Here is a 23,032-nt window from a genome sequence, read left to right on the forward strand (position 1 = left end):
AGATCGAAGAACCATGGATTGGGATCATCTGCGCGTCTTCCTCGCGGTGGCGCGGGCCGGCCAGATGCTGGCCGCCGCCCGCCAGCTGGGGCTCGACCACGCCACGGTCGGCCGGCGCATCGGTGCGCTGGAGACCGGGCTGGGCGCCAAGCTGATCGAGCGACGCACCACCGGCAGCGCGCTGACCCCCGCCGGCGAGCGGCTGCTCGAGCACGCCGAAAGGATCGAGACTGAGCTGCTTCAGGCACAGTCGGCGCTGGGCAATGCCAACCTCGCTTTGTCCGGCACGGTGCGCATCGGCGCGCCGGATGGGTTCGGGGTGTATTTCCTCGCCCCCCGGCTGGGGGAGATCGCCGAGCGCTATCCGGGGCTCACCATCCAGCTCGCTCCGCTGCCGAGGAGCTTCTCGCTGCCCAAGCGCGAGGTCGACATCGCGGTAACGCTCCAGAGACCGCATGAGGGACGGCTGGTCGCCCGCAAGCTCACCGATTACAGCCTCGGCATCTACGCCTCATCGGCCTATCTCGCCCGCACTGGCCCCATCGTCCATCTCACCGGCCTCACCGGTCACGTGCTGGTGACCTATGTCGAGGACCTGCTTTACTCGCCGGCGCTCGACTATTTTGAGACCTTCCGCGGCATCGAGGCGCGGCGCATCGAATGCGCCAGTGTGGTCGGGCAGATGGAGGCGGTGCGGGCCGGCGCCGGGGTCGGCATCCTCCACGACTACGCGGCGCAGCGGCACCCTGAGCTCGTCAAGCTGTTGCCGGAACACAGCTTTCGCCGTTCCTACTGGCTGGTCGCCCATGCCGACGTGCATGAGCTGCGCCGCATCCGCGAGGTGGAAAGCTGCATCGTCGATGCGGTACGCGCCGCCCGCCACAGCTTCGTCGCCGACGGGTCCTAGGCGAAACGGTATTCGGTGACCTGACGATAGATCTCGCCGGGCCGGAGCCAGGGCGAGGGGAAGCCGGGATGGTTCACCGCGTCGGGGCAATTCTGTGCTTCGAGACAAATTCCCGCGTGTTTGCCGTGGGTTAGGCCGTCGAGACCCTTGTCGGTCTCGGCCAGCATCGAGGCGTCGTAAAGCTGAAGCCCCGGCTCGGTGGTCCACACCTCCAGCGTCCGCCCATTGCGCGGGCAGGCGACGCGCGCGGCGAAGCGCAGTTCGCCAAGTGGTTGATCCAGAACGAAATTAATGTCGTAGGTGATGCCGCTGTCGCCGAGACGGCGCGGGGTGCGCAGGTCGTAGCCGGTGCCTTCGACCGGCGCGATCTCACCGGTCGGCACCTTCAGCGCATCCAGCGCGGTATAGCTCCGGGCCGGAATCTCCACCGTGAGCTCATGCGAGGAATGGCCGGGATCGAGGGTGAAATAGGAGTGGTGCGCCAGATTCACCGGCGTCGTCGCGTCGCTGCGCGCCTCCATCTCCACCCGCAGCGAGCCGGGCGAGAGAAGCCGATAAGTGCATGAAAGATCGAGGTTTCCCGGATAACCCTCCTCGCCGTCCGGCGCGATGCGGGTGAAGGTGACGGTGTCCGCATCCACCGCCGCGATCTTCCATGGCCGGTGCGAGAAGCCGCGCGCGCCGCCATGCAGATGGGTGACGCCGCGTTCGTTGCGGGCCAGCGCGTACTCCCTGCCGTCCAGCGAAAAGCGTCCGCCGCCGATACGGTTGGCAACGCGCCCGCAAGTGGCGCCGAGATAGGAGGGGTTGGCGATGTAGCTGTCGAGATCGCTGAAGCCGAGCGCCCCGTGATGCAGCGCGCCGTCCGGCCCCGGCACCATCAGGTCGCGCAGCGTCGCCCCCCAGCTCAGCACGCGGGCGTGGGCGCCGGAGGCGGCCTCAAGGGTGACCTCATGGAGCTCCTCGCCCTCGAAGCTTCCGATATGCTTGACATTGCTAGGCAATTGTCCGGCGGTGGTCATGGCTGGGAGTTCTCCTGCGCACGGGTTCGGGTCAGGAAGGCGACCAGTGAATCGGCGGCGCCCAGAATATGCTCGCGGGTGAGCTGCGCCGCCAATTCGGAATCGCCGGCGATGCAGGCGTCGAGAATGCCCTGGTGCTCGCGCCGCGCCCGTGCCATGCCGTCGGTCAGCACCAGCTGGGCACGCAGATAGCGGTCGACGCGGTCGAGGGCGGTCGAGATGGTCTGCAGGTAATAGGGCCGGTCGGCGGGCTCGTAGAGGCTGTAGTGGAAGCGCCGGTTGAGGTCGCCCCAGCGCGAGGAATCCGGCTCGGTGGCGAAGGCGCGGGCGAATTCCTTGGCATGTTCAAGGGCTTCCGGCGACATCCGCTCGATGGAATAGCGCAGGATTTCCGGTTCCAGCAGCGCGCGGAACTCGAACACCTCGCGGATTTCCGCAATCGACAGCGTGGTCACCACCGCGCCGCGATAGCGCTGGGTGGAGACGAGGCCCTGCTCCTCGAGGCGGGTGAGTGCCTCGCGCACCGGTATCCGGCTGACATTGAACATGCGGGCGATGTGATCCTGCCGCAGCACCTGGCCTTCCGAGATGTCGCCCTTGGCGATCGCCTCGCGCAGCGCATCGAAGATCACGTCCGCGGGCGACGGCATCTGCGCGATGTCGGTTGCCTTCACTTTCACCTGCCGCCTCCCACCCCGTCCGCCAATCCGCTCTACCTGCTGCGGGGCCGCCCTGCAATCGGGCGTCGGCGCGCCGCGTCCGGCGAACTGCCCAACAATCTCGCACACTGCCTGTGAAAAGGATATTGCATATTGGATCCAAAAAAGCGAAGCTCTTGCTATTGGCTGAGGGAGGGCGATGATCCGCATCGCCCGTGCCTCCGCCTCCGCCCGCGAGGTTCCGACCGGGCCGTGCTTTCACCAGGGGAAGACCCGCGACGCCGGCTGCCGGCCCTGGAAAGGATCCAGCGCTCGGCCGTCCGAACATGCCAAACATCGCGGCCCTCCGCTGATCCGCCATTGAATTTATCTGATCCGACAGGAGCTTACCGCCATGTGGTCTGGCATTCTGCCCGCCGTCACCGCCAAGTTCACCGAGAACGACACCCTCGACATCAAGGAGATGGAGCGCTGCTTCGCCTGGCAGATCGCCTCGGGCGTCGACGGCCTGATCGTCAACGGCTCGCTCGGCGAAGGCCCGATGCTCTCGCATGACGAGCGCCTCGACGTGTTGCATGTGGCGAAGAGCGTCGCTGGCGGCCGGCCGGTGCTGATGACCATCGCCGACGCCGCCACCCGCGACTGCGCCAGCCTCGCCGAGCGCGCGGCCAAGGCCGGGGCCTCGGGCCTGATGATCGTGCCGAGCCTCGTCTATCACACCAATGCCAAGGAAACGGTGGCGACGCTGAGCACCATCGCCGCTGCCGCCGACCTGCCGGTGATGATCTACTCCAACCGGATCGCCTACCGGGTGGATGTCACGCTCGAGATCATGGACGAGCTCGCCGCCGACAAGCATTTCGTGGCGATCAAGGAATCCTCCGACGACATCCGCCGCACCACCGAGATCATCAACCGCTTCGGCGACCGCTTCGACGTGTTCACCGGCGTCGACAATCTGGCCTTCGAGGCGCTGGCCGCTGGCGCGGTCGGCTGGGTCGCCGGCCTCGTGGTCGCCTTCCCGGAGGAGACGGTCGCCATCTACCGGCTGATGCAGGCCAAGCGCTATGACGAGGCGCTGGCGATCTATCGCTGGTTCCGCCCGCTGCTCGATCTCGACGTGTCCTCCTACCTCGTGCAGAACCTCAAGCTGGTCGAGGCGCTGGTCACCGGCACCACCGAGCGCGTGCGTGCCCCGCGCCTGCCGCTGGAAGGCGCGCGCCGCGCCGAAGTCGAGCGGCTGGTCGCCGAGGCGCTCGCCCGCCGCCCGATGCTCGCGAAGGCGGCGTGAGGCCGGGATCGGTTGCTGGAGCCGAGCACCAGAGCTCCCTCTCCCTGCCGGAACTCGGCTGTCGCCGAGTTCGGCATGTGTAGGGTCACCATCGGATGCATCCGATGGTGATAGGAGAGGGGTCTTCTTCGGTTCCGCAATCGTGTAACCCCTCACCGACCCACTTCAAGGGCCACCTCTCCCCAACGGGGAGAGGGAAGAAAGCGAGCAAATCTCCTCGCGGCGGCCGACCGGCCTTTGGCGCGAGAGATCATGAGAAGACAGGCACCATGAGCGACGAGGTGGTGATCGTCGGGGCCGGGATTGTCGGCCTCGCCGTCGCCTTTCACCTGCAAGGCGAGGGGCGTCGGGTGCGCCTCGTCGAGCGCGGCGGCGTGGCCGAGGGGGCCAGCCGCGGCAATGCCGGCGCCTTCGCCTTCACCGACATCCTGCCGCTCGCCTCGCCCGGCATCATGCGCAAGGCGCCGAGATGGCTGATGGATCCGCTCGGGCCGCTCGCCATCCCGCCTTCCTATCTGCCTTCCATCGCGCCGTGGCTGCTGCGGTTCTGGCGTGCCAGCCGGCCGGACCGCTACCGTCGCAGCCTCGTGGTGCAGGGTGAATTGATGCGGGTCGCCTCCGGGGCGATGGAGGCGATGGTGCGCGACGCCGGCCTGTCGGATCGTGTCCGCGCGGACGGCAATCTCCAGCTCTATGAGAGCGAGGCCGAGCTCGCGGGCGCGCGGGAGGGCTGGGAACAGCGGGCCCGCGCTGGCATCGCCTTCGAACACGTGCGCGGCGCCCGGCTTGCCGAATTGCAGCCCGGCCTGTCGCCGCGCTTCGTCGCCGGCACCTTCACCCCGCACTGGAAGACCGTCGACGACCCCTATCACTTCGCCCTCGCCTTGTTCGACGCGGTGATGGCGCGTGGCGGCACCGTCACCCACGGAGAAGTGACCTCCGTGGCTCCGGCGGAAGGCGGCGTGCGGGTAAAGCTGCACGACGGCACGGCCCTCGATGCCGCGCAGGCGGTGGTGGCAGGAGGCGCCTGGTCGCGCCCGCTCGCCGCCGGGCTCGGCGACGCCATCCCGCTGGAGACCGAGCGCGGCTACAATACCACACTGCCGCCCGGCGCCTTCGATCTGCGCCGCCAGTTGACCTTCGGCGGCCACGGCTTCGTCGTCACGCCGCTGTCGACCGGTATCCGTGTCGGCGGCGCGGTCGAGCTCGGCGGTCTGGAGCTGCCGCCCAATTTCAAGCGCTCCGAGGCGATGCTGAAAAAGGCCGCCGCCTTCCTGCCGGGCCTTCGGACCGCCGGTGGCGCGCAATGGATGGGGTTCCGCCCGTCCATCCCGGATTCGCTCCCGGTGATCGGCCGCTCGCGGGCGAGCGAGCGCATCGTCTATGCCTTCGGCCACGGCCATCTCGGCCTCACCCAGAGCGCGGGCACCGGGCGGCTGGTGGCCGACCTCCTCATGGGGCGCCGGCCCTCCATCGACATCGCCCCGCTGCGGGCGGACCGCTTCTAGTCCTCGGATCCCATCATCATGGCGCGACACAGCTTTTTCTGCATAGACGGCCACACTTGCGGCAACCCGGTGCGCCTGGTGGCCGGCGGCGGTCCCAACCTCCAGGGCGCCAGCATGATCGAGAAGCGGGCGCATTTCCTCGCCGAGTATGACTGGATCCGCAAGGGCCTGATGTTCGAGCCGCGCGGCCACGACATGATGTCCGGCTCGATCCTCTACCCGCCGACCCGGCCGGATTGCGACGTCGCCATCCTGTTCATCGAGACCTCCGGTTGCCTCGCCATGTGCGGGCACGGCACCATCGGCACGGTGACCATGGCGATCGAGCACGGCCTCGTCACCCCGAAGACGCCCGGCGTGCTGAAGCTCGACACCCCGGCCGGCCTCGTCGTCGCCGAGTACCGGCAGGAGGGGCAGTATGTCGAGGAGGTCCGCCTCACCAATGTGCCCGGCTTCCTGCATTCGACCGGGCTGACGGCGGAGTGCCCCGGCCTCGGCGAGATCACCGTCGATGTCGCCTATGGCGGCAATTTCTACGCCATCGTCGAGCCGCAGGGCGCGTACCGCGACATGGCCGACTTCACCGCCGGCGACCTCGTGCGCATGAGCCCGGCTTTGCGCGCGGCGCTCAACGCGAAATACGAGTTCGTCCATCCGGAAAAGCCGGAGATTCGCGGCCTGTCGCACATCTTGTGGACCGGCGCCGCGCGCGATCCTGAGGCCCATGCCCGCAACGCGGTATTCTACGGCGACAAGGCCATCGACCGCTCGCCCTGCGGCACCGGTACCTCGGCGCGCATGGCGCAACTGGCCGGCAAGGGGAAGCTCGAGGTCGGCGACGCCTTCGTGCATGAGAGCATCATCGGCTCGCTGTTCAAGGGCCGGGTCGAGGCGGCGGCGAAGGTCGGCAACTATGACGGCATCGTGCCTTCCATCGGCGGCTGGGCGCGGATGACCGGCTACAACACCATCTTCATCGACGACCGCGATCCGTTCGCGCACGGTTTCATCGTGACCTGATCCCTTCTTCTGTCGCGGAGCTGTCCATGAAGATCACCGGCATCAAGGCGTGGCAGGTCGATCTGCCGCTGAAGGAAGGCCGCTACAGCTGGTCGAACGGCAATTTTGTCGAGGTGTTCGATTCCACCGTGGTGGCGGTGGAGACCGATGCCGGCATCACCGGCTATGCCGAATGCTGCCCACTCGGCTCGGCCTATCTGCCGGCCTATGCCGCCGGTGTGCGTGCCGGCCTCGCGGAGATCGCGCCGAAGCTGATCGGCCTCGACCCGACCGATCTCAACGTGCTGAACCGCCACATGGATGCGGTGTTGCGCGGGCACCCCTACGTGAAGGCGCCGATCGACATCGCCTGCTGGGATATTCTCGGCAAGGCGACCGGCCTGCCGGTCTACAAGCTGCTCGGCGGCGCGGCGCAGGAAAAGGTCGCGCTCTACCGCGCGATCTCGCAGGAGGCGCCGGAGGCGATGGCGGCGAAGATCGCCGGCTACAAGGCGCAGGGCTACACCAAGTTCCAGCTCAAGGTCGGCGGCGATGCCGATCAGGATATCGACCGCATCCGCGTCACCCGCGCCATTCTCGAGCCGACCGACGTGCTGGTCGCCGATGCGAATACCGGCTGGACGCGGGCCGAGGCGGCGCGCATCGCCGCCGCGGTGGCCGATCTCGACGTCTATATCGAGCAGCCCTGCCCGACCTATGAGGAGTGCCTGTCGGTGCGCGCCCGCACGGTCCGGCCCTTCGTGCTGGACGAGGTGATCGACGGCGTCGGCACGCTGATGAAGGCGCTGGCCGACGACGCCATGGACATCATCAACCTGAAAATCTCCAAGGTCGGCGGGCTCAGCAAGGCGCGGTTGATGCGCGACATCTGCGTCGCCTCCGGCACGCCGATGACCATCGAGGACACCTGGGGCGGCGACATCGTCACCGCGACCATCGCTCATCTCGCCCGTTCGACGCCGGAGGAATTCTGCTTCTCGGCGACCGACTTCAACAGCTACGGCACGATTGATATCGCCGAGGGCGCGCCCAGGCGCGTCGACGGCTTCATGACCGCCCCGGACACGCCCGGCCTCGGCATCACGCCGGTCTTCGACGCGCTCGGCGCACCGGTGCTGGTCGTCTGACGCCGTTGCTCCCTCGCCCCGTCGGGGAGAGGGAGCCGACATCGCCCGCTTTCCCATCGAGGCTCCCATGCGCTCCACCAAGATCGTCCATGTCGTCGGCTGCCATGCGGAAGGGGAGGTCGGCGACGTCATCGTCGGCGGCGTCGTCCCGCCGCCGGGCGACACGCTGTGGGCGCAGTCGCGCTTCATCGCCGCCGACAACAATCTGCGCAACTTCGTGCTGCAGGAGCCGCGCGGCGGCGTGTTCCGCCATGTGAACCTGCTGGTGCCGCCCAAGGACCCGCGCGCCGTCGCCGGCTTCATCATCATGGAGCCGGAGGACACCCCGCCCATGTCCGGCTCCAACTCGATCTGCGTCGCCACCGTGCTGGTCGATACCGGCATCGTGCCGATGACGGAGCCGGAGACCCGCATGGTGCTGGAGGCGCCGGGCGGCCTCATCGAGGCGACCGCCTATTGCCGGGGCGGCAAGGCCGAGCGGATCAAGGTGGTCAACCATCCCTCCTTCGCCGACCGGCTCGATGCGAAGCTGGAGGTCGAGGGGCTCGGCACGCTTACCGTCGACACCGCCTATGGCGGCGACAGCTTCGTCATCGTCGACGCCCATGCGCTCGGCTTCGCCATCCGCCCGGACGAGGCGAAGGACCTTGCCGAGACCGGCATGAGGATCGTCAAGGCGGCGAATGCCCAGCTTGGCTTCCGCCACCCGGAGAATGCCGACTGGGATCACATCTCGTTCTGCCAGTTCGCCGCGCCGCTCACTCAGGAGGACGGCGTCGCCTCCGGCGCCAATGCGGTGGCGATCCGCCCCGGCAAGATCGACCGCTCGCCGACCGGCACCGGCTGCTCGGCGCGGTTGGCGGTGCTGCACGCCAAGGGGGTCCTGAAAGTGGGCGACCCGTTCATCGGCCGCTCGATCATCGGCTCGCGCTTCGATTGCCGCATCGAGGAGGAGACGACGATCGCCGGGCGCAAGGCGATCCGCCCCTCGATCATGGGCCGCGCCTTCGTCACCCACACCGCACAACTGATGCTCGACCCCGAGGACCCCTGGCCGGCCGGCTACCGCCTCACCGATACCTGGCCGCTCTGGCGGCCGGAGTAACGGCGGGAGCAACGGACACGCGAAAGCTGGCGGGGGGCCGGACGGCGCCCTCCTCTTCTCCTCGCCGGGGAGGGGGTACCGGAACCGAGAGCTTCCACAGTCGGGCCGCCCCTCTCCCAACCCTCCGAGCCGACCTCCCTCAATGGAGACGGATGAAGCGGCGCCGGACCAGCGGGTTGGCGGGCTCTTCGAAGGATGATCCGGATCGCATGGCAGTCCGCGAGCGATCCCGACCCGAAGCCGCGCTCCGGTCGGGATCGCGTGTCTCGCTCTGTCATATCTTCTCCCCAACAAGGAGAAGTGGCCCGTATAGCGGGTCGATGGCGGGAGGAGGCAGTGGGAGGCACCAAGACCCCTCACCCCGTTCTCACCCCGGTGCGGAAAGGGAGCCTCCACCCTCGCGGACGATTGGATGCGGAGCCCGCCTCCGGCTGGGATGACGGCAAGAGCGCCAGGCCGGCCGCTGTTCAGAAATCCCTGAGCAGCCGCTCGAGATAATCCAGCTCCAGCTGCGGGCGCTGCGGGTCGCCGAAGCGGCGGCGCAGTTCCTCAAGCACCCGGCGGGCGCGCTGCACGTCCATCTGGTCCGGCACCTTCACCGTGGTGTCGTCGCCATAGTCGCGCGAGCGCAGCGGCCGGCCGAGCGGGTCGGTGCGCTCGGCCTGCTGGCCGGAGGGCGAGCCCGGCCCGCCCTGCTGTCCAGGTTGGCCCTGCATCGCCTCGGCCATCTGCTGGGCGCCGCGACGCAGCGATTGCAGCGCCTCGTTCTGCGCGTCCACCGCGCCGGTGCCGTCGCCATTGCCGAGCGCCTGCTCGGCCTCGCGCATCGCCTGCTCGGCTTCGGCGAGGCCGCCATCGCCGGGCATGCCCTGTCCCTGCTGGCCTTGCCCTTGCTGGCCCTGCTGCCCCTGCTGGCCTTCGCCCTGTTGCCCCTGCTGACCCTGCTGGCCGCGATTGCGCATCGCCTGCTGCATCTTCTCGCGCAGCTGCTTGAGCTGGTCGCGCAATTGCTGCTGGTTCTGCTGCAGCTGGCCGAAATCCTGACCCTGCTGCTGGCCCTGTTGTCCCTGCTGACCTTGTTGTCCCTGCTGGCCGTCCTGTCCCTGCTGGCCCTGGCGGAAGGTCTGGTCGCGCAGGCGCTGCTGGCGGCGGATCATGTCGCCGAGCTGGTCCATGGCCTGCGACATCTGGTTCTGGCCCGGGCGGCGCTGCTGCTGGCGGCCGGCCTGCAGGCCGTTCAGCATGTTCTGCAATTCGCTCAGCATCTGCCGCGCGGAATCGCGGGCGCCGTTGCGGGCCATGTTCTCGATGTCGTCGAGCATCTTCTGCAGGTCCTGCGGGCGGACCGTGCGGACATTGGGATCCGGCGGTGCCTCCGCCATGTCGCCATTGCGCTGCGCCTCCTGGGCGAGCGCCTTCATGAAGTCCTCCATCGCCTTGCGCAGCTCCTGCGCCAGCTTCTGGATCTCCTGGTCGCTGGCGCCATTTTCCAGCGCGTCCTGTAGGGCCTGCTGGGCGTCGCGCAGCTTCTTCTCGACGTCGGACATGTCGCCGTCTTCGATGCGGACCGCGACTTCCCAGAGATAGTCGACCACGCCGCGCAGCTCGTCGTCGTTGCGCGCGGCCTCTAGCCGCCAGAAGGCGGTGCGCAGGCCGAGATAATGCGCCGGATCGGGGGTGAAGCGCTCCGGCGCGATCGCCAGCGTCTCCAGCGCCACCGCGACCTGCTGGCGCTGGTTGGCATCGAAAGCGAGAATGCGCCGCTGCTCGACCAGTGCGCGGGCCAGCGGGTTGTTGAAGGCGCGGGCGGGGAGGGAGAAGCTCTTCGGCGCGGTCGAGCCGAGATTGCCCGCATCGTCCTTGGCGACCAGGGTCAGCGTCACACGCGTGCCGGCCCAGGGGCTCTCGGTGAGGTCCTTGGTGGTCTGGCTGGTGCCGGATTTCGGCCGGCCGCCCGGCAATGGAAGCGGGAAGTTCGGCGCCTCCACCAGCGGGTGCGGCGCGGGCTTCGCCGGCGCGTTCTTCAGCGCGAACAGCGGTGCTGCCGGCGGCACGGCGGTGAAGCGCGCCTCGGCGCCGGTGACGCCATAGTCGTCCTCCACCTTGTAGGCGAGCACCAGGCCGGTGCGGCCGGAGGCGCCGGGCTCCTTGGCGAAGGCGATGGTGGGCGGCCTGTCCGGCACCACGGTGAACTGCCAGGTCAGGCTGCGGCCGTCCGGCCCGGCGATGCGCGCGGTGCCGTCGCCGGCGATGACGAAGCGCTGCTCGCCGGCTTCCGGATGGGGCGGCTTCGCGGCGGCCTCCGCGGGCTTGGCGGCGCCTTCCGGCGCGGCGGCTTCCTGCTCGTCCGCCTTCGGCGCGGGCGGGGCGATGCCGCCGGACACCGACAGGGGCGAACCGGACAGTCCGGTCACCCGTACCACCAGCTCGCTGCCGGCCGGCACGCTCATCGCGGCGGCGCCATGGATCTCCGGCTCGGCTGCGGCTGCGGCGGTGTCGCGGCTTTCCTCGGAACGCAGGCCCGGCAGGATCACCGGCGGGCGCATCGTATAGGCCGGCGGGTTGACCCATGCGTCGATGCGGTAGGGCTTGGGCGCGATCGCCGCGGTCCAGTCGAAGGCGGCGCCGACACGCCTTATATGGTCGCCGGTGGCGATGAAGAAGCTGGCGATGACGCCGAGCAGCACCAAAGCGCGGAAGGCGCGCGGGTCGCGGGCGGCGAGGCGGGGGGAGGGCAGGCCGGCCCGCAGGCTGCCGAGCTGGCCGGCAACGCGGCTGAGATGCGCCCGCCATAGCGCCGCTGCCACCGGATCGTCCGGCCGAGTGGCGAGATGGTCGGCGAGCGCGGTCACCGGGCGGTGGGCGATGCCGCTGGTGCGATCGAGTCGCGCCAGCGACTCGTCCTCGGAGGGGCGGCGGATGCGCAGCGCCGGGATCAGCGCCGCGGCGAACAGCAGCGCGAAAAGGATGAGTCCGATGACGCGGGCATAGCTCGGCACCATCAGCCACACGCCGAGCCAGGAGACGATGAGGAAGATGCCGAGGACGCCGAGCACGGTGGCGAGCGCCGGCCAGATGCGTTCCCACATCAGCGCCGCGCCGGCACGGCGCAGTGCCGTCGCCAGCCGGGCCTCGGCACGCTCGACAATCGCCGCCCGGCGGGTCTCGCTGGCGGATTGCGTATGGTCTTCCGGTGCTGCCGTCACGCGCTCAAGCCTCCGACACACCAGCCCCTGTCAGCCACGCCTCTCGGTCGTCTCGGCCAATCCCCAACGTCACCTTAGCAGCTATGCGCGGGGGCGCTACCCCCGCCGCAAAAACGGGCATGCCCATACGTTCATCGCTGCGTGAGCGCCGAAGGCTCCGCAGGCGGAGAATGTGGCAGGTCCGGCGGGACGGCGTCCGGCTCAGCCGAGCCAGCCGGGCAGCTTGTCGAGCGCGATCAGCGCCTCCGGGTCGAGGCGCGGCCGCACCACGGCATAGTCGCCGTCGCGCACCAGAACCTCGGGCACCAGCGGGCGGGTGTTGTAGGTGTTGGCCTGCACCGCGCCATAGGCGCCGGCGGTCATCACCGCGATGAGGTCGCCGGCCTTCAGCCCCGGCAGCCGCCGTCCCAGCGCCAGGAAGTCGCCGGATTCGCACACCGGCCCGACCACGTCGGCGAGCATGCCGGCCTCGCCGGCCGCCGCTTCGCGCACGGGCAAAATTTCGTGATGCGCGTCATAAAGCGTCGGGCGGATGAGGTCATTCATCGCCGCGTCGACGATGACGAAGGTCTTGCCCTCGCCTTCCTTCACATAGAGCACGCGCGCCAGCAGCACGCCGGCATTGGCCACGATCAGCCGCCCGACCTCGAAGACGAGGCCGAGGCCGAGATTGTGGGTGTGCCGCTTGATGAGCGCCGCATAGGCCGAGGGCAGCGGCGGGTCGGGCTCGCCGGCGACATAGGGCACGCCGAGCCCGCCGCCCAGGTCGAGATGGGTCAGCGGGAAGCCTTCCGCCAGCAGGTCGCGGGCGAGTTCGGCCAGCACGGCGGCGGCATTGTCGAACGGCTCGAGGTCGGTGATCTGGCTGCCGATATGCATGTCGACGCCGGTGACCCGGATCCCCGGCAGCGAGGCGGCGTGGCGGTAGACTTCGCGGGCGCGCGACACCGGGATGCCGAACTTGTTCTCCGACTTGCCGGTGGAGATCTTGGCGTGGGTCTTGGCGTCGACATCCGGGTTGACGCGGATGGAGACCGGCGCGGCCACCCCGTGGCTCACCGCGACCTCGGAAAGGGTCAGCAGCTCCGGCTCGCTCTCGACATTGAAGCACATGATGCCGGCGTCGAGCGCGGCGGCCATTTCCTCGCGGGTCTTGCCGACGCCGGAGAACACGATCTTGTGCGGGTCGATGCCGGCCGCCAGCGCCCGCTTCAGCTCGCCGCCGGAGACGATGTCGGCGCCGGCGCCGAGCCGGGCCAGCGTACGGATCACCGCCTGGTTGGAATTGGCCTTCAGCGCGTAGCACACCGTCGCCCTGGTGTCGGCGAAAGCCTGCGCGAACACCTTGTAGTGCCGCTCCAGCGTGGCGGTGGAATAGACATAGACGGGGGTGCCGACCTCGCGGGCGATGTCGGCGAGGCTGACGTCCTCGGCATGGAGGACGCCGTCGCGATAGCTGAAATGATGCATGGCGGGCTCGAGGGTTGGCGGGCTCGACGGCTGACGGCGCCGGAAGGTCCGAAAAGGCCGAAAGTCAGAAAGGTCCGGAGGTCAGAGCAGCCCATCGAGGATGAAGGGCTTGTTCGGTTTCACCGGCCCGGTGTCCTTCGGCATCTTGCCGTCCGGGCCGGGCGTGCCGAGCGCGGTGCCGGGCGGCGGCTCCAGCGGGCCCTTCACGCCGCAGCCGGCCATGGCGAGCGCGCCGCCGAGCGCGAGCAAAGCGGGAAGAAGGCGGAGCGCGGCAGGCAGTCGGTTCGGGCGGGGCACGGAACGTCCTCGGAAGAAATGGGCGAGCGCACTATAGCGGCGAATCGGCGAAAGGCGAGGCCGGCGAAGGGTATGCCGTTGCAGGGTGCGCCCTTCGCCGGCGATGGTTCAGGCGTCGAACGTCACCATGACCGGGATGTGGTCGGAGGGTCTGTCCCAGCCGCGGGCCTCGCGCAGCACGGTCATGGCCTTCGCGGTCGGCGCCAGCGCCGGGCTCGCCCACACATGGTCGAGCCGCCGGCCGCGATTGGAGGCTTCCCAGTCGGCAGCGCGGTAGCTCCACCATGTGTAGAGCTTCTCTGCCGGCGGCACGAAGTTGCGCATCACGTCGACCCAGCCGCCGGCGGCCTGCAGCCGTCCGAACCGCTCCACCTCGATCGGCGTGTGGCTGACCACGTCGAGGAGCTGCTTGTGGCTCCACACGTCGGTCTCCAGGGGCGCGACGTTGAGGTCGCCGACCAGCACCGAGCGCGCGCCCGGCGCGGTCGGGTGCAGCGTCTCCCAGGCGGTGGCTTCGTCGAGGAAGGCGAGCTTGTGCTTGAACTTCGGGTTGAGCTCGGGGTCGGGAATGTCGCCGCCGGCGGGAATGTAGAAATTGTGCACCGTCACCGGCGCGTCGAGCCCGGCTTCCTTGCCGAGCACCACCGAGATGTGGCGGGCGTCGCCCATGTCGCAGAAGCCCTGCCGGCTCACGCTCTCGAAGGGCCGCTTCGAGAGGATGGCGACGCCGTGATAGCCCTTCTGGCCGTGGATCGCCGCATGCGGATAGCCGAACTTCGCCGCTTCCTTCAGCGGGAAGCGGTCGTCCGGGGTCTTGGTCTCCTGCAGGCAGATGACGTCCGGCTGGAGTTCGGCGGCGAGGCGGGCGACGAGCTCGATGCGCAGCCGCACCGAATTGATGTTCCAGGTGGCGATGGAAAGCGGCACGGGAGGACCTTGCTCGATCAGGGCCGCAAGGAGCGCGGCCGCGAGGATATGAGCGGTCTTCTATCAATCCAGCGCGGCGGGATGAAGAGAATGATGGCCTGAAAAGGTCGAAGGTTTTCGCGAGCAGCCCGTATGGGTCTCGAAATGCTCGAAATGCGCCCGCTGGCCGGTGGTGCCCTGCCTGTGGGCGCGTACCCGCCCATGGCATTCGGGGCAGCGCATGCGCTCCGGGCGCAGGCGAAGGGCGTCCTCTATGCCGAGCCGTTGCCAGCCCCGGCCGAGGGAAACCTCGCATTCGTCGATGATGTCGTGTGCCATGCCGCTATCTTTCGCGGCGGCGGGTCTTCCGTCAATTCCGGTTGATGACGAACAGCATGGGGTCCGGCCGCTCGGAGGTGTCGAGGTTGGACACCGCCACGGTGGTGTCGAAGCCCTGCGGGTCGGTCACCGTCCACTGCTTGAGCTGCATGGTCTTGGCGTCGAACATGATCATCAGCCGGTAGGTGCCGATCATCGGCTGCTTCTCTTCCAGCACCACGGTGGCGAACACGTCGTCCTGGTAGACGCCGGTGACGTTGGCGTTGCGGGCGAGGTCGAAATTCTCGGCGAGGATGAAGCGCAGCGGCGTCGCCGACAGCGGGGTGATGTCCTGCGTCTTCAGCTTCTTGTCGCGCACCGCCACCGAGCGGCCGTCGGCCACCAGCTCGACCCGGCTGGGCGGGTCGTATTCGAAGAGCACCCGGCCGGGCTTGAGGATGTAGAACTGCCCCTGCCGGCGGGTGCCGTCCGGGTCGACCTGCACGAAATTGCCGGTCATGCTCTTGAAGCTGTTGAAGTAGGTATTGATCCGCTGGATGGTCTGCTGCGCCGCCTTCTGGCCGGAGGCGGCGGCCACCTGCACCGCCGGCTGGCCGTCGACGGCAGCCTGCACCGAAGGCGGCAGCGGCACGCCGTTGGACTGCTGCGCGAACGCCGGAGCCGCGAGGACGGCGAGGGCGACGCAAAGGGAGACGGGCAGGATCGGGCGCATTGGGCACTCTCGTCGGCGCGGGCGGCGCGAAGCGGGACGTCGTGTCGTGCTTATAGGCGGTAGGCGCTCGCTGTGGCGAGGATAAGGCTGTGTCACCCGGCCCGCGGGCGCTGCGTCATCCGACGCGATCAACCCACTTCGGCGTCGCGCGGTTCCACCAGGATCTCGCGCTTGCCGGCATGGTTGGCGGCGGAGACGAGGCCCTCGTCCTCCATCCGCTCCATCAGCGAAGCGGCTCGATTATAGCCGATCTGCAGCCGGCGCTGGATGTAGCTGGTCGAGGCCTTGCGGTCGCGCATCACCACCGCCACCGCCTGCTCGTAGAGCCCGCCGCCCTCGCCGCCGAACTCGCCCTTGTCGAACACCGCGCCGTCCTCGCCCGCCGACCCCTCGTCCTCGTCGACGGTGACGGCGTCCAGATAGTCGGGCTGGCCCTGCGTCTTCAGGTGCTCGACGACGCGCTCGACCTCCTGGTCGGAGACGAACGGGCCGTGCACGCGCGAGATGCGCCCGCCGCCGGCCATGTAGAGCATGTCGCCCTGCCCGAGCAGCTGCTCGGCGCCCATCTCGCCGAGGATGGTGCGACTGTCGATCTTCGAGGTGACCTGGAAGGAGATGCGGGTCGGGAAGTTGGCCTTGATGGTGCCGGTGATGACGTCGACCGACGGGCGCTGGGTGGCCATGATCAAATGGATGCCGGCGGCGCGGGCCATCTGGGCGAGGCGCTGGATGGCGCCTTCGATGTCCTTGCCGGCGACCATCATCAGGTCGGCCATCTCGTCGACGACGATGACGATGTAGGGCAGCGGCGTGAGGTCCATCTCCTCGCGCTCGTAGATCGCCTCGCCGGTCTCGCGGTCGAAGCCGGTCTGCACGGTGCGCACGATCTGCTCGCCCTTGGCCATCGCCTCGGCGATGCGGGCGTTGAAGCCGTCGATGTTGCGCACGCCGACCTTCGACATCTTGCGGTAGCGCTCCTCCATCTCGCGCACCGCCCATTTGAGGGCGACGACCGCCTTCTTCGGGTCGGTGACGACGGGGGAGAGCAAATGCGGGATGCCGTCATAGACGGAGAGTTCCAGCATCTTCGGGTCGATGAGGATCAGCCGGCACTGGTCCGGGCGGTGCCGGTAGAGCAGGCTCATGATCATGGTGTTGATGGCGACCGACTTGCCCGAACCGGTGGTGCCGGCGACCAGCAGATGCGGCATGCGCGCGAGGTCGACCACCACCGGCTCGCCGCCGATGGTCTTGCCGAGCGCCAGCGCCAGCTTGTGCGCCGCCTCGCCGAAATCCTTTGCGGCGATGATCTCGCGCAGCAGCACTTTCTCGCGCTTCGGGTTGGGCAGCTCGATGCCGATGGCGTTCTTGCCGGGGATCACCGCCACGCGCGCCGAGACCGCACTCATCGAGCGGGCGATGTCGTCGGCGAGGCCGATGACGCGGCTCGACTTGATGCCGGGCGCCGGCTCCAGTTCGTAGAGCGTCACCACCGGGCCGGGACGCGCATGGACGATGGCGCCGCGCACGCCGAAATCATCCAGCACGCTTTCGAGGTCGCGCGAGTTCTGCTCCAGCGCCTCGTCGTCGAGCGCCGGCGTGTTGCGCGCCGGCGGCGGCGCCAGCAGGTCGAGGCCGGGATGGGCGTAGCGCAGCCGCTCCTCGTCGCGCTCGGCGCGCCCGCCGCGGATCGAGCGCAGCGGCGGCCGGCGGCTGGTGCGGGTCTTCTCCGGCACCGGGTGCGGCGGCGGCAGGTCGTCGTCCGGGGCGTCGAGGAAGCCGGCCTCGTCGCGCTCGTCGTCCTCCCATTCGCGCCCGTCGTCGTCGCGGTCCTGGCCACGGAAATTCGGCTCGCGGCGCGTGCCGCGCGGCAGCAGGTCGTCCTCGTCCTCCACGCCGACCAGCGAGCCGAGGCGGGCCATCATGCCGCGGCGGCGGCGTGGATAGGCGGCGCGGCCCGGCTGCAGCCAGGCCTTCAGCGACAGCCACCAATGGGCGAGCGCGCCGAGGGACAGCAGGCCGAAGCGGGCCGGCTCGTCGTCCTCGAAGCCGGCAACGTCCTCCTCCGGCTCTTCCGGGCGCTTCAGGCCGAGGCCGAAGGCGAGCGGCAGGGTCATCACCGAGCCGAACAGGCAGAGGGCGCCGGCGATGGTGTAGTCGAAGGAGGTCAGCCAGCCGGAGCGGATCAGCGAGGGCAGGATCAGCATCGCTTCGCCGAGCACGCCGCCCAATCCGCTGGGCAGTGGCCAGGTGCCGAAGCGCGGCAGGCAGGCGGCGAAGCCTGCCGCCAAAGCGGTGCCGGCGGCGAGGGCGAGGATGCGCGCCCGCAGCCGGTAGGGCGGGCGATGGGTCAGGAGCCGCCAGCCCCAGACGCCCACCGCCAGCACCACCGCGAGGCAGGCGATGCCGAATAGCTGCATCAGCAGGTCGGCGACCACCGCGCCGGGCATGCCGAGCAAATTGTGCGGCGTGGCGGCGCTGGAGCGCGACAGGCTGGGGTCGTTGGCGGACCAGGTCGCCAGCGCCACCAGCGTCAGGCCGCACAGGCCGACGAGCAGCAGGCCGACCATTTCGGCGACGCGCCGGTGCAGGGCGTTGCGCATTTCCTCCGGCAGCAGCCGGCGGCGGGCGCCGCGCCCGCGCACCGAGGCGCCGGCCTTCGACCTCTGAGCCTGGCGCGGCAGCACGGGTTCGGGCGCGCGGGGCTGCGCCTGTCGCGTCCGCGGCGTCCGGCTCGTCGACTGTGTCTGCCCGCCCATCTTCCCGCCTCGATTCCGCTTGCCACCCAAAGGTTCGGCTCAGCTCAGCCCGGCCACCACGCGCGGCAGCGCCGCCCGCGTGGTGGCAAGGTCCTGCACCAGCGCGAGGCGCAGATAGTCTGCGCCCGGATTGCGCCCGTCGCTCTCCGAGCGGCACAGATAGCCGCCGGGAACCGTGCGCAGCCCTTCGCGCCGCCACAGAATGCGTGCCGCCTCCTCGCCGCCGCCGACGCCGGAGACGTCGAGCCACAGGAAGAAGCCGCCATCCGGCCGCTCATAGCCGAAGCGGCCGGCGAACACCTGGTCGGCGATGTCGAACTTGGCGCGGTAGAGCGCGCGGCTGGCCTCGACATGCGCCTCGTCGGCGAGGGCGGCGATGCCGACATGCTGCAACGGCTCGGGCACCTGCGGCGCGGCGACGTTGCGCAGGTCGGCGAAAGCCGCCATGAAGCCGGCGTCGCCGGCGCAGAAGCCGCAGCGCAGGCCCGGCAGGCTGGAGCGCTTCGACAGCGAGTTGAACGTCACCACCCCGGCATAGTCCGGGCCGCCGACTTCCAATATGCCGGTCGGCGGCGCGTCGCCGAGCCAGATTTCCGAATAGCATTCGTCGGCGAAGACGAGGATCTCGTGGGCGCGGGCGAGCGCCACCAGCCGCTCCAGATAGGCGCGCGGCGCGATGGTGCCCTGCGGGTTGGCCGGCGAGGCGAAATACAGCGCGACGGTGCGGGCGAGCAGGCGCGGATCCAGCGCGTCGAGATCCGGCAGCCAGCCGCCGGAGGCCGGGAGCGGCAGCGACACGCTCTCGCAGCCGGCGGCTTCGGCACCGGCGCCATAGGCGGCGTAGAATGGATTGGGCAGCAGGATGGCCGGTCCGCCGGCCTCGGCGATGGCCTTCGCCTTGGCCGGCGAGACCAGCCGGCGGGCGAGGATGGCGGCGAGGAACAGCCCCTCGCGCGAGCCGTTCAGCACCAGCACCTCGCGCTCGGGGTCGAGCGGGCGCGGCAGGGCGTAGCGGCGCCCGCACCATTCAGCGGCGGCCGCGCGGAATTCCGGCAGGCCCTTGCCGGCGGGATAGCGGCCGAAACCGTCGAGATGGGCGGCCAGCACCTCGCCGACGAAGGGCGGAATGGCGTGGCGCGGTTCGCCGACCGCGAGGCTGAGCGCCGGCTTGCCGGGCTCGATGTCGGCGAGCAGCTCGCCGAGGCGGATGAAGGGCGAACGCGCCGCCGGTCCCGAATCCGGCCGGAGGGCATCCGGCGGCGGGAGGCTGGCGGGATCGTTCGACGACGTTGCGGGCACGGGGATCACGGCTCGTCCATCATGGTTAGCGATTCAAAATAGCGCCGAGCGGTAAAGGCGCCCTTAACCATGACCACAGCAGGGCAACGACCGGCGAACAAGGCCGATGACCCCGCGAAGCCCTTCCTCGGGCTTCGGCGAGCGAATGTGAGGCGGGGCGCGACGCCCAGTGCCCGCGACTTCCGGACGTCCGTTCGCAAATCTTCCGGGCCGGCCGGCGCGAGGCCCGTCGCGCGGCGAGGGCGCAACGTGACATCCGGGGGAGCCCGGCGCTCACCGCCGGCTGGCAGCGGTTCGCCGCCGGGCCATCCCCATACGGGTCCGGAAAACGTCCCCCCGCAAACGCAAAACCCCGGCCGAAGCCGGGGCTGCACGCCTGCGCGGGGGCAGGAGAGAACGGCGCGGGCGATACCCGCGCCGGGACCGGTGTGCCGGTCAGCTGTGATAGGCGCGCTCGCCGTGCTCGACGATGTCGAGACCCTCGCGCTCCTTCTCCACCGACGGACGCAGGCCGACGATGACGTCGACGACCTTGTAGAGGATCGCCGAGACCACGCCGCCCCACACCAGGGTGACGGCAACCGCCTGGACCTGCACCCACACCTGGTGGCCCATCGCGTAGTCGGCGATGCCGGGGCCGCCGAGCGCCGGGGCGACGACGATGCCGGTGCCGATGGCGCCGACGATGCCGCCGACGCCGTGGACGCCGAACACGTCGAGGCTGTCGTCATAGCCGAGCGCGTTCTTCACCGTGGTGCAGAAGAAGAAGCAGATGATGGACGCGACGAAGCCGAGCACGATGGCGCCGATCGGACCCGAGAGGCCGGCGGCGGGCGTGATGGCGACCAGGCCGGCGACCATGCCGGAGATGGCGCCGAGCATGGAGGGCTTGCCCTTGGCCAGCCACTCGATGATCGTCCAGCCGACGATGGCGCCGGCGGTGGCGACGAAGGTGTTCACCAGCGCCAGGGTGGTGCCGGCATTGGCTTCGAGGTTGGAACCGGCGTTGAAGCCGAACCAGCCGACCCACAGGACGCTGGCGCCGACCATGGCGAAGGGCAGCGAGTGGGGAGGCATCAGCTCCTTACCGAAGCCGGTGCGCTTGCCGATGAGCAGGCAGCCGACCAGGCCGGCGATACCGGCATTGATGTGCACCACGGTGCCGCCGGCGAAGTCGAGCGCGCCGAGGCCGAACAGGTAGCCCTCGGAGAACCACACCATGTGGGCGATCGGGTAGTAGACCAGCGTCACCCAGAGGATGCAGAACAGCACGATGGCCGAGAACTTCATGCGCTCGGCGAAGGCGCCGATGATCAGCGCGGGGGTGATGGCCGAGAAGGTCATCTGGAACGCCATGAAGACGTATTCAGGAATCTTCACGCCCTTGGAGAAGGTGTCGGCGAGGCTCTCGGTGGTCACGCCGGAGAGGAAGGCCTTGGAGAAGCCGCCGATGAAGGCGTTGCCCGAGGTGAAGGCCAGCGAGTAGCCGTAGAACACCCACAGCAGCATCATCACGGCAGCAATCACCGTGACCTGCATGAGCACGGACAGCATGTTCTTGGCGCGCACCAGGCCGCCATAGAACAGGGCGAGGCCGGGCACGGTCATGAACAGCACGAGGATGGAGGACACCATCATCCAGGTGATGTCGCCCTTGTCCACGGTCACGGCGTCGGCCACCGCGTCGGTCGCCGGGGCCGCGGCCTCCTGCGCCAGGGCGGCAACGGCGAACAGCGCCGTCGTCGCCAGCGCGGGAAGGCCCGCGCGCATCCAAGTCTTGATCGTCATGGGTTGAGTGCTCCGTCGGAAACGTACGATGTCGGGATCAATGGCGCGGGCTTTAGAGGGCGTCGGCGTCGGTCTCGCCGGTGCGGATGCGCACGGCCTGGTCGATCGCGTAGACGAAGATCTTGCCGTCGCCGATCTGGCCGGTCTTGGCCGAGGTGGAGATGGCGTCGATCACCTTGGCGACCTGGTCGGACGACACCGCCACCTCGATCTTGAGCTTCGGCAGGAAGCTCACCGCATATTCGGCGCCGCGATAAATCTCGGTATGGCCCTTCTGCCGGCCGTATCCCTTGACCTCCGTAACGGTCAGTCCATGCACTCCGATACCGGTGAGCGCATCCCGGACCTCCTCAAGCTTGAAAGGCTTGATGATAGCCATGACGATCTTCATGGTTCCTGTCCCCGCTTGGCCCCGGATCGCAACAGGCGAATCCCGGGCGTTTCATGTCGGACTCGGCCAGGCGGGTTTCCCAACCCCAAGGACAAGCCGACAAACAGGAATCAAGTCGCGTGCCAACCGTGCAACGGTGCGGGGTTGCGCGGGGTCGGAGGCCGCTTTCGGGCGTATTGGGCCGGCGTCCGCGCGCCAAACGCCGATCGCGCCGCGCGGTTGTGCTGCTCAATTCTTGATCTGCCGTGCAGGGGCAGTTCGGACGGCGTCGAATTCTGGGCAAAAATTGCCTAAAAAATGATCTTATGCTGCCGCCGTAGGCGAAACCGGCCGAATCAGTCCCTCCTGCGCCACAGAGGCGACGAGGCGGCCGGTGCGGTCGTAGATCAGCCCGCGTGCCAGCCCGCGCGCGCCATGGGCGCTGGGGCTGTCCTGCACGTAGAGCAGCCAGTCGTCGGCCTTCAGCGGGCGGTGCAGCCACAGCGCATGGTCTAGGCTGGCGGCCTGGATGCGGTCGCCGAGCACGCTGGTGCCGTGCACCACCGTGGTGGTCTCCAGCAGCGTCATGTCGGAGGCATAGGCGAGCACCGCCCGGTGCAAGGCGGGGTCGTCGGGCAGCGCGCCGTCGGCGCGGAACCACACCTTCTGCTGCGGCTCGGCCGGCGGCGCGACGTTGCCGGCGCGCAGACGCTGCATCAGGTTCACCGGCCGCAGTTCCACCGGGCGCGGCCGGGTCCAGTAATTGCGCACCGAGGGAGCGAGCGAATCGAGCAGTTCCTTCGGCAGGTCGCGCGCGGAGGGTACCTCCTCCGGCGTCGGCACGCCCTCGGGCATCGCCATCTGGTGGTCGAGGCCGTCCTCGGCGATGTGGAAGGACACCGACATGATGAAGATCGGCCGTCCGTGCTGTACCGCCACCACCCGGCGGGTGGCGAAGCTGCGGCCGTCGCGCACCCGCTCGACCTGGTAGACGATGGGAATCTGCGGGTCGCCGGCGATGATGAAATAGGCGTGCATGGAGTGGGCGGCCGCCGTTTCCACCGTGCGCTGCGCCGCCACCAGCGCCTGTGCCAGCACCTGCCCGCCGAACACTCGTGTGCGGAACGGCCAGGATTCCGGCGGGTTGTGGCCGCGGAACAGGTTGACCTCCAGGGCCTCGAGATCGAGCAGCTGGACGAGCTCGGCGATCGGCGTCATGTCCGCAGTCCCCGCACGGTGTTCTTTGA

At 69.1% G+C, this 23,032-nt stretch carries 19 protein-coding genes; 6 read left to right on the forward strand and 13 right to left on the reverse strand.

Annotated elements, in window-relative coordinates; all coding sequences use genetic code 11:
• Window positions 1-13 precede the first annotated feature (13 nt).
• A complete protein-coding gene (locus tag KHC28_RS09135) occupies window positions 14-907 on the forward strand; it encodes a LysR family transcriptional regulator (RefSeq protein WP_214008009.1) in 894 nt (297 codons plus the stop codon).
• Here the strand turns inward: KHC28_RS09135 and KHC28_RS09140 are convergent.
• Together KHC28_RS09140 and KHC28_RS09145 are read right to left on the reverse strand one after the other, a co-directional pair.
• Entirely contained in the window at window positions 904-1,929 is a 1,026-nt protein-coding gene (locus KHC28_RS09140; RefSeq protein WP_214008010.1) for an aldose epimerase family protein, read from the reverse strand. The genes KHC28_RS09135 and KHC28_RS09140 overlap by 4 nt on opposite strands.
• The gene (locus KHC28_RS09145; protein ID WP_214008011.1) at window positions 1,926-2,609 is read right to left on the reverse strand and encodes a GntR family transcriptional regulator; all 684 of its coding nucleotides are present in this window, start codon (window positions 2,607-2,609) and stop codon (window positions 1,926-1,928) included. Before KHC28_RS09145 ends, KHC28_RS09140 begins: the two co-directional genes overlap by 4 nt.
• Window positions 2,610-2,982: 373 nt before the next feature.
• Between KHC28_RS09145 and KHC28_RS09150 the strand changes: the two genes are divergently transcribed.
• From KHC28_RS09150 to KHC28_RS09170, 5 genes are all read left to right on the forward strand, one after another.
• Window positions 2,983-3,879, forward strand: a complete 897-nt coding sequence (locus KHC28_RS09150; RefSeq protein WP_214008012.1) for a dihydrodipicolinate synthase family protein — start codon at window positions 2,983-2,985, stop codon at window positions 3,877-3,879.
• Window positions 3,880-4,148: 269 nt separating this feature from the next.
• The gene (locus KHC28_RS09155; RefSeq protein ID WP_214008013.1) at window positions 4,149-5,387 is read left to right on the forward strand and encodes an NAD(P)/FAD-dependent oxidoreductase; all 1,239 of its coding nucleotides are present in this window, start codon (window positions 4,149-4,151) and stop codon (window positions 5,385-5,387) included.
• A gap of 18 nt (window positions 5,388-5,405) precedes the next feature.
• A complete protein-coding gene (locus tag KHC28_RS09160; RefSeq protein ID WP_214008014.1) occupies window positions 5,406-6,407 on the forward strand; it encodes a 4-hydroxyproline epimerase in 1,002 nt (333 codons plus the stop codon).
• Window positions 6,408-6,433: 26 nt separating this feature from the next.
• On the forward strand, window positions 6,434-7,534 hold the full coding sequence (locus KHC28_RS09165) for a cis-3-hydroxy-L-proline dehydratase (RefSeq protein WP_214008015.1): 1,101 nt from the start codon (window positions 6,434-6,436) through the stop codon (window positions 7,532-7,534).
• A 67-nt stretch (window positions 7,535-7,601) separates the two neighbouring features.
• Window positions 7,602-8,639: a trans-3-hydroxy-L-proline dehydratase gene (locus KHC28_RS09170; protein ID WP_214008016.1), complete on the forward strand. Its 1,038-nt coding sequence runs from the start codon at window positions 7,602-7,604 to the stop codon at window positions 8,637-8,639.
• A gap of 467 nt (window positions 8,640-9,106) precedes the next feature.
• On the opposite strand, the gene KHC28_RS09175 is transcribed toward KHC28_RS09170, so the two are convergent.
• The 11 genes from KHC28_RS09175 to KHC28_RS09225 all read right to left on the reverse strand — a co-directional run bounded on the left by KHC28_RS09175 (window position 9,107) and on the right by KHC28_RS09225 (window position 23,003).
• On the reverse strand, window positions 9,107-11,845 hold the full coding sequence (locus KHC28_RS09175; protein ID WP_214008017.1) for a TIGR02302 family protein: 2,739 nt from the start codon (window positions 11,843-11,845) through the stop codon (window positions 9,107-9,109).
• 201 nt (window positions 11,846-12,046) lie between these two features.
• Entirely contained in the window at window positions 12,047-13,315 is a 1,269-nt protein-coding gene (lysA, locus tag KHC28_RS09180; RefSeq protein WP_214008018.1) for a diaminopimelate decarboxylase, read from the reverse strand.
• A gap of 81 nt (window positions 13,316-13,396) precedes the next feature.
• Window positions 13,397-13,612 carry an LPS translocon maturation chaperone LptM gene (lptM, locus tag KHC28_RS09185; protein WP_230360160.1) on the reverse strand — a complete coding sequence of 72 codons (216 nt, stop codon included), beginning with the start codon at window positions 13,610-13,612 and terminating at the stop codon, window positions 13,397-13,399.
• Between the two features lie 108 nt (window positions 13,613-13,720).
• Window positions 13,721-14,539, reverse strand: coding sequence for an exodeoxyribonuclease III (locus KHC28_RS09190; RefSeq protein WP_214008019.1), 819 nt, complete (start codon window positions 14,537-14,539; stop codon window positions 13,721-13,723).
• A 63-nt stretch (window positions 14,540-14,602) separates the two neighbouring features.
• Window positions 14,603-14,857 (reverse strand): hypothetical protein, encoded by a 255-nt coding sequence (locus KHC28_RS09195; RefSeq protein ID WP_214008020.1) that lies wholly within the window; start codon window positions 14,855-14,857, stop codon window positions 14,603-14,605.
• Window positions 14,858-14,888: 31 nt separating this feature from the next.
• Window positions 14,889-15,569 (reverse strand): LolA family protein, encoded by a 681-nt coding sequence (locus KHC28_RS09200; protein WP_214008021.1) that lies wholly within the window; start codon window positions 15,567-15,569, stop codon window positions 14,889-14,891.
• A gap of 128 nt (window positions 15,570-15,697) precedes the next feature.
• The gene (locus KHC28_RS09205) at window positions 15,698-18,172 is read right to left on the reverse strand and encodes an FtsK/SpoIIIE family DNA translocase (protein ID WP_246564624.1); all 2,475 of its coding nucleotides are present in this window, start codon (window positions 18,170-18,172) and stop codon (window positions 15,698-15,700) included.
• 195 nt (window positions 18,173-18,367) lie between these two features.
• The gene (locus KHC28_RS09210) at window positions 18,368-19,627 is read right to left on the reverse strand and encodes an aminotransferase class I/II-fold pyridoxal phosphate-dependent enzyme (protein ID WP_312893144.1); all 1,260 of its coding nucleotides are present in this window, start codon (window positions 19,625-19,627) and stop codon (window positions 18,368-18,370) included.
• A gap of 435 nt (window positions 19,628-20,062) precedes the next feature.
• The gene (locus KHC28_RS09215; RefSeq protein WP_214008023.1) at window positions 20,063-21,415 is read right to left on the reverse strand and encodes an ammonium transporter; all 1,353 of its coding nucleotides are present in this window, start codon (window positions 21,413-21,415) and stop codon (window positions 20,063-20,065) included.
• Between the two features lie 52 nt (window positions 21,416-21,467).
• Entirely contained in the window at window positions 21,468-21,806 is a 339-nt protein-coding gene (locus tag KHC28_RS09220; RefSeq protein WP_214008024.1) for a P-II family nitrogen regulator, read from the reverse strand.
• 303 nt (window positions 21,807-22,109) lie between these two features.
• Window positions 22,110-23,003, reverse strand: a complete 894-nt coding sequence (locus KHC28_RS09225; RefSeq protein ID WP_214008025.1) for an acyl-CoA thioesterase — start codon at window positions 23,001-23,003, stop codon at window positions 22,110-22,112.
• Window positions 23,004-23,032: the final 29 nt, after the last annotated feature.

The sequence above is a fragment of the Ancylobacter sonchi genome (assembly GCF_018390695.1).
GTDB lineage: Bacteria > Pseudomonadota > Alphaproteobacteria > Rhizobiales > Xanthobacteraceae > Ancylobacter > Ancylobacter sonchi.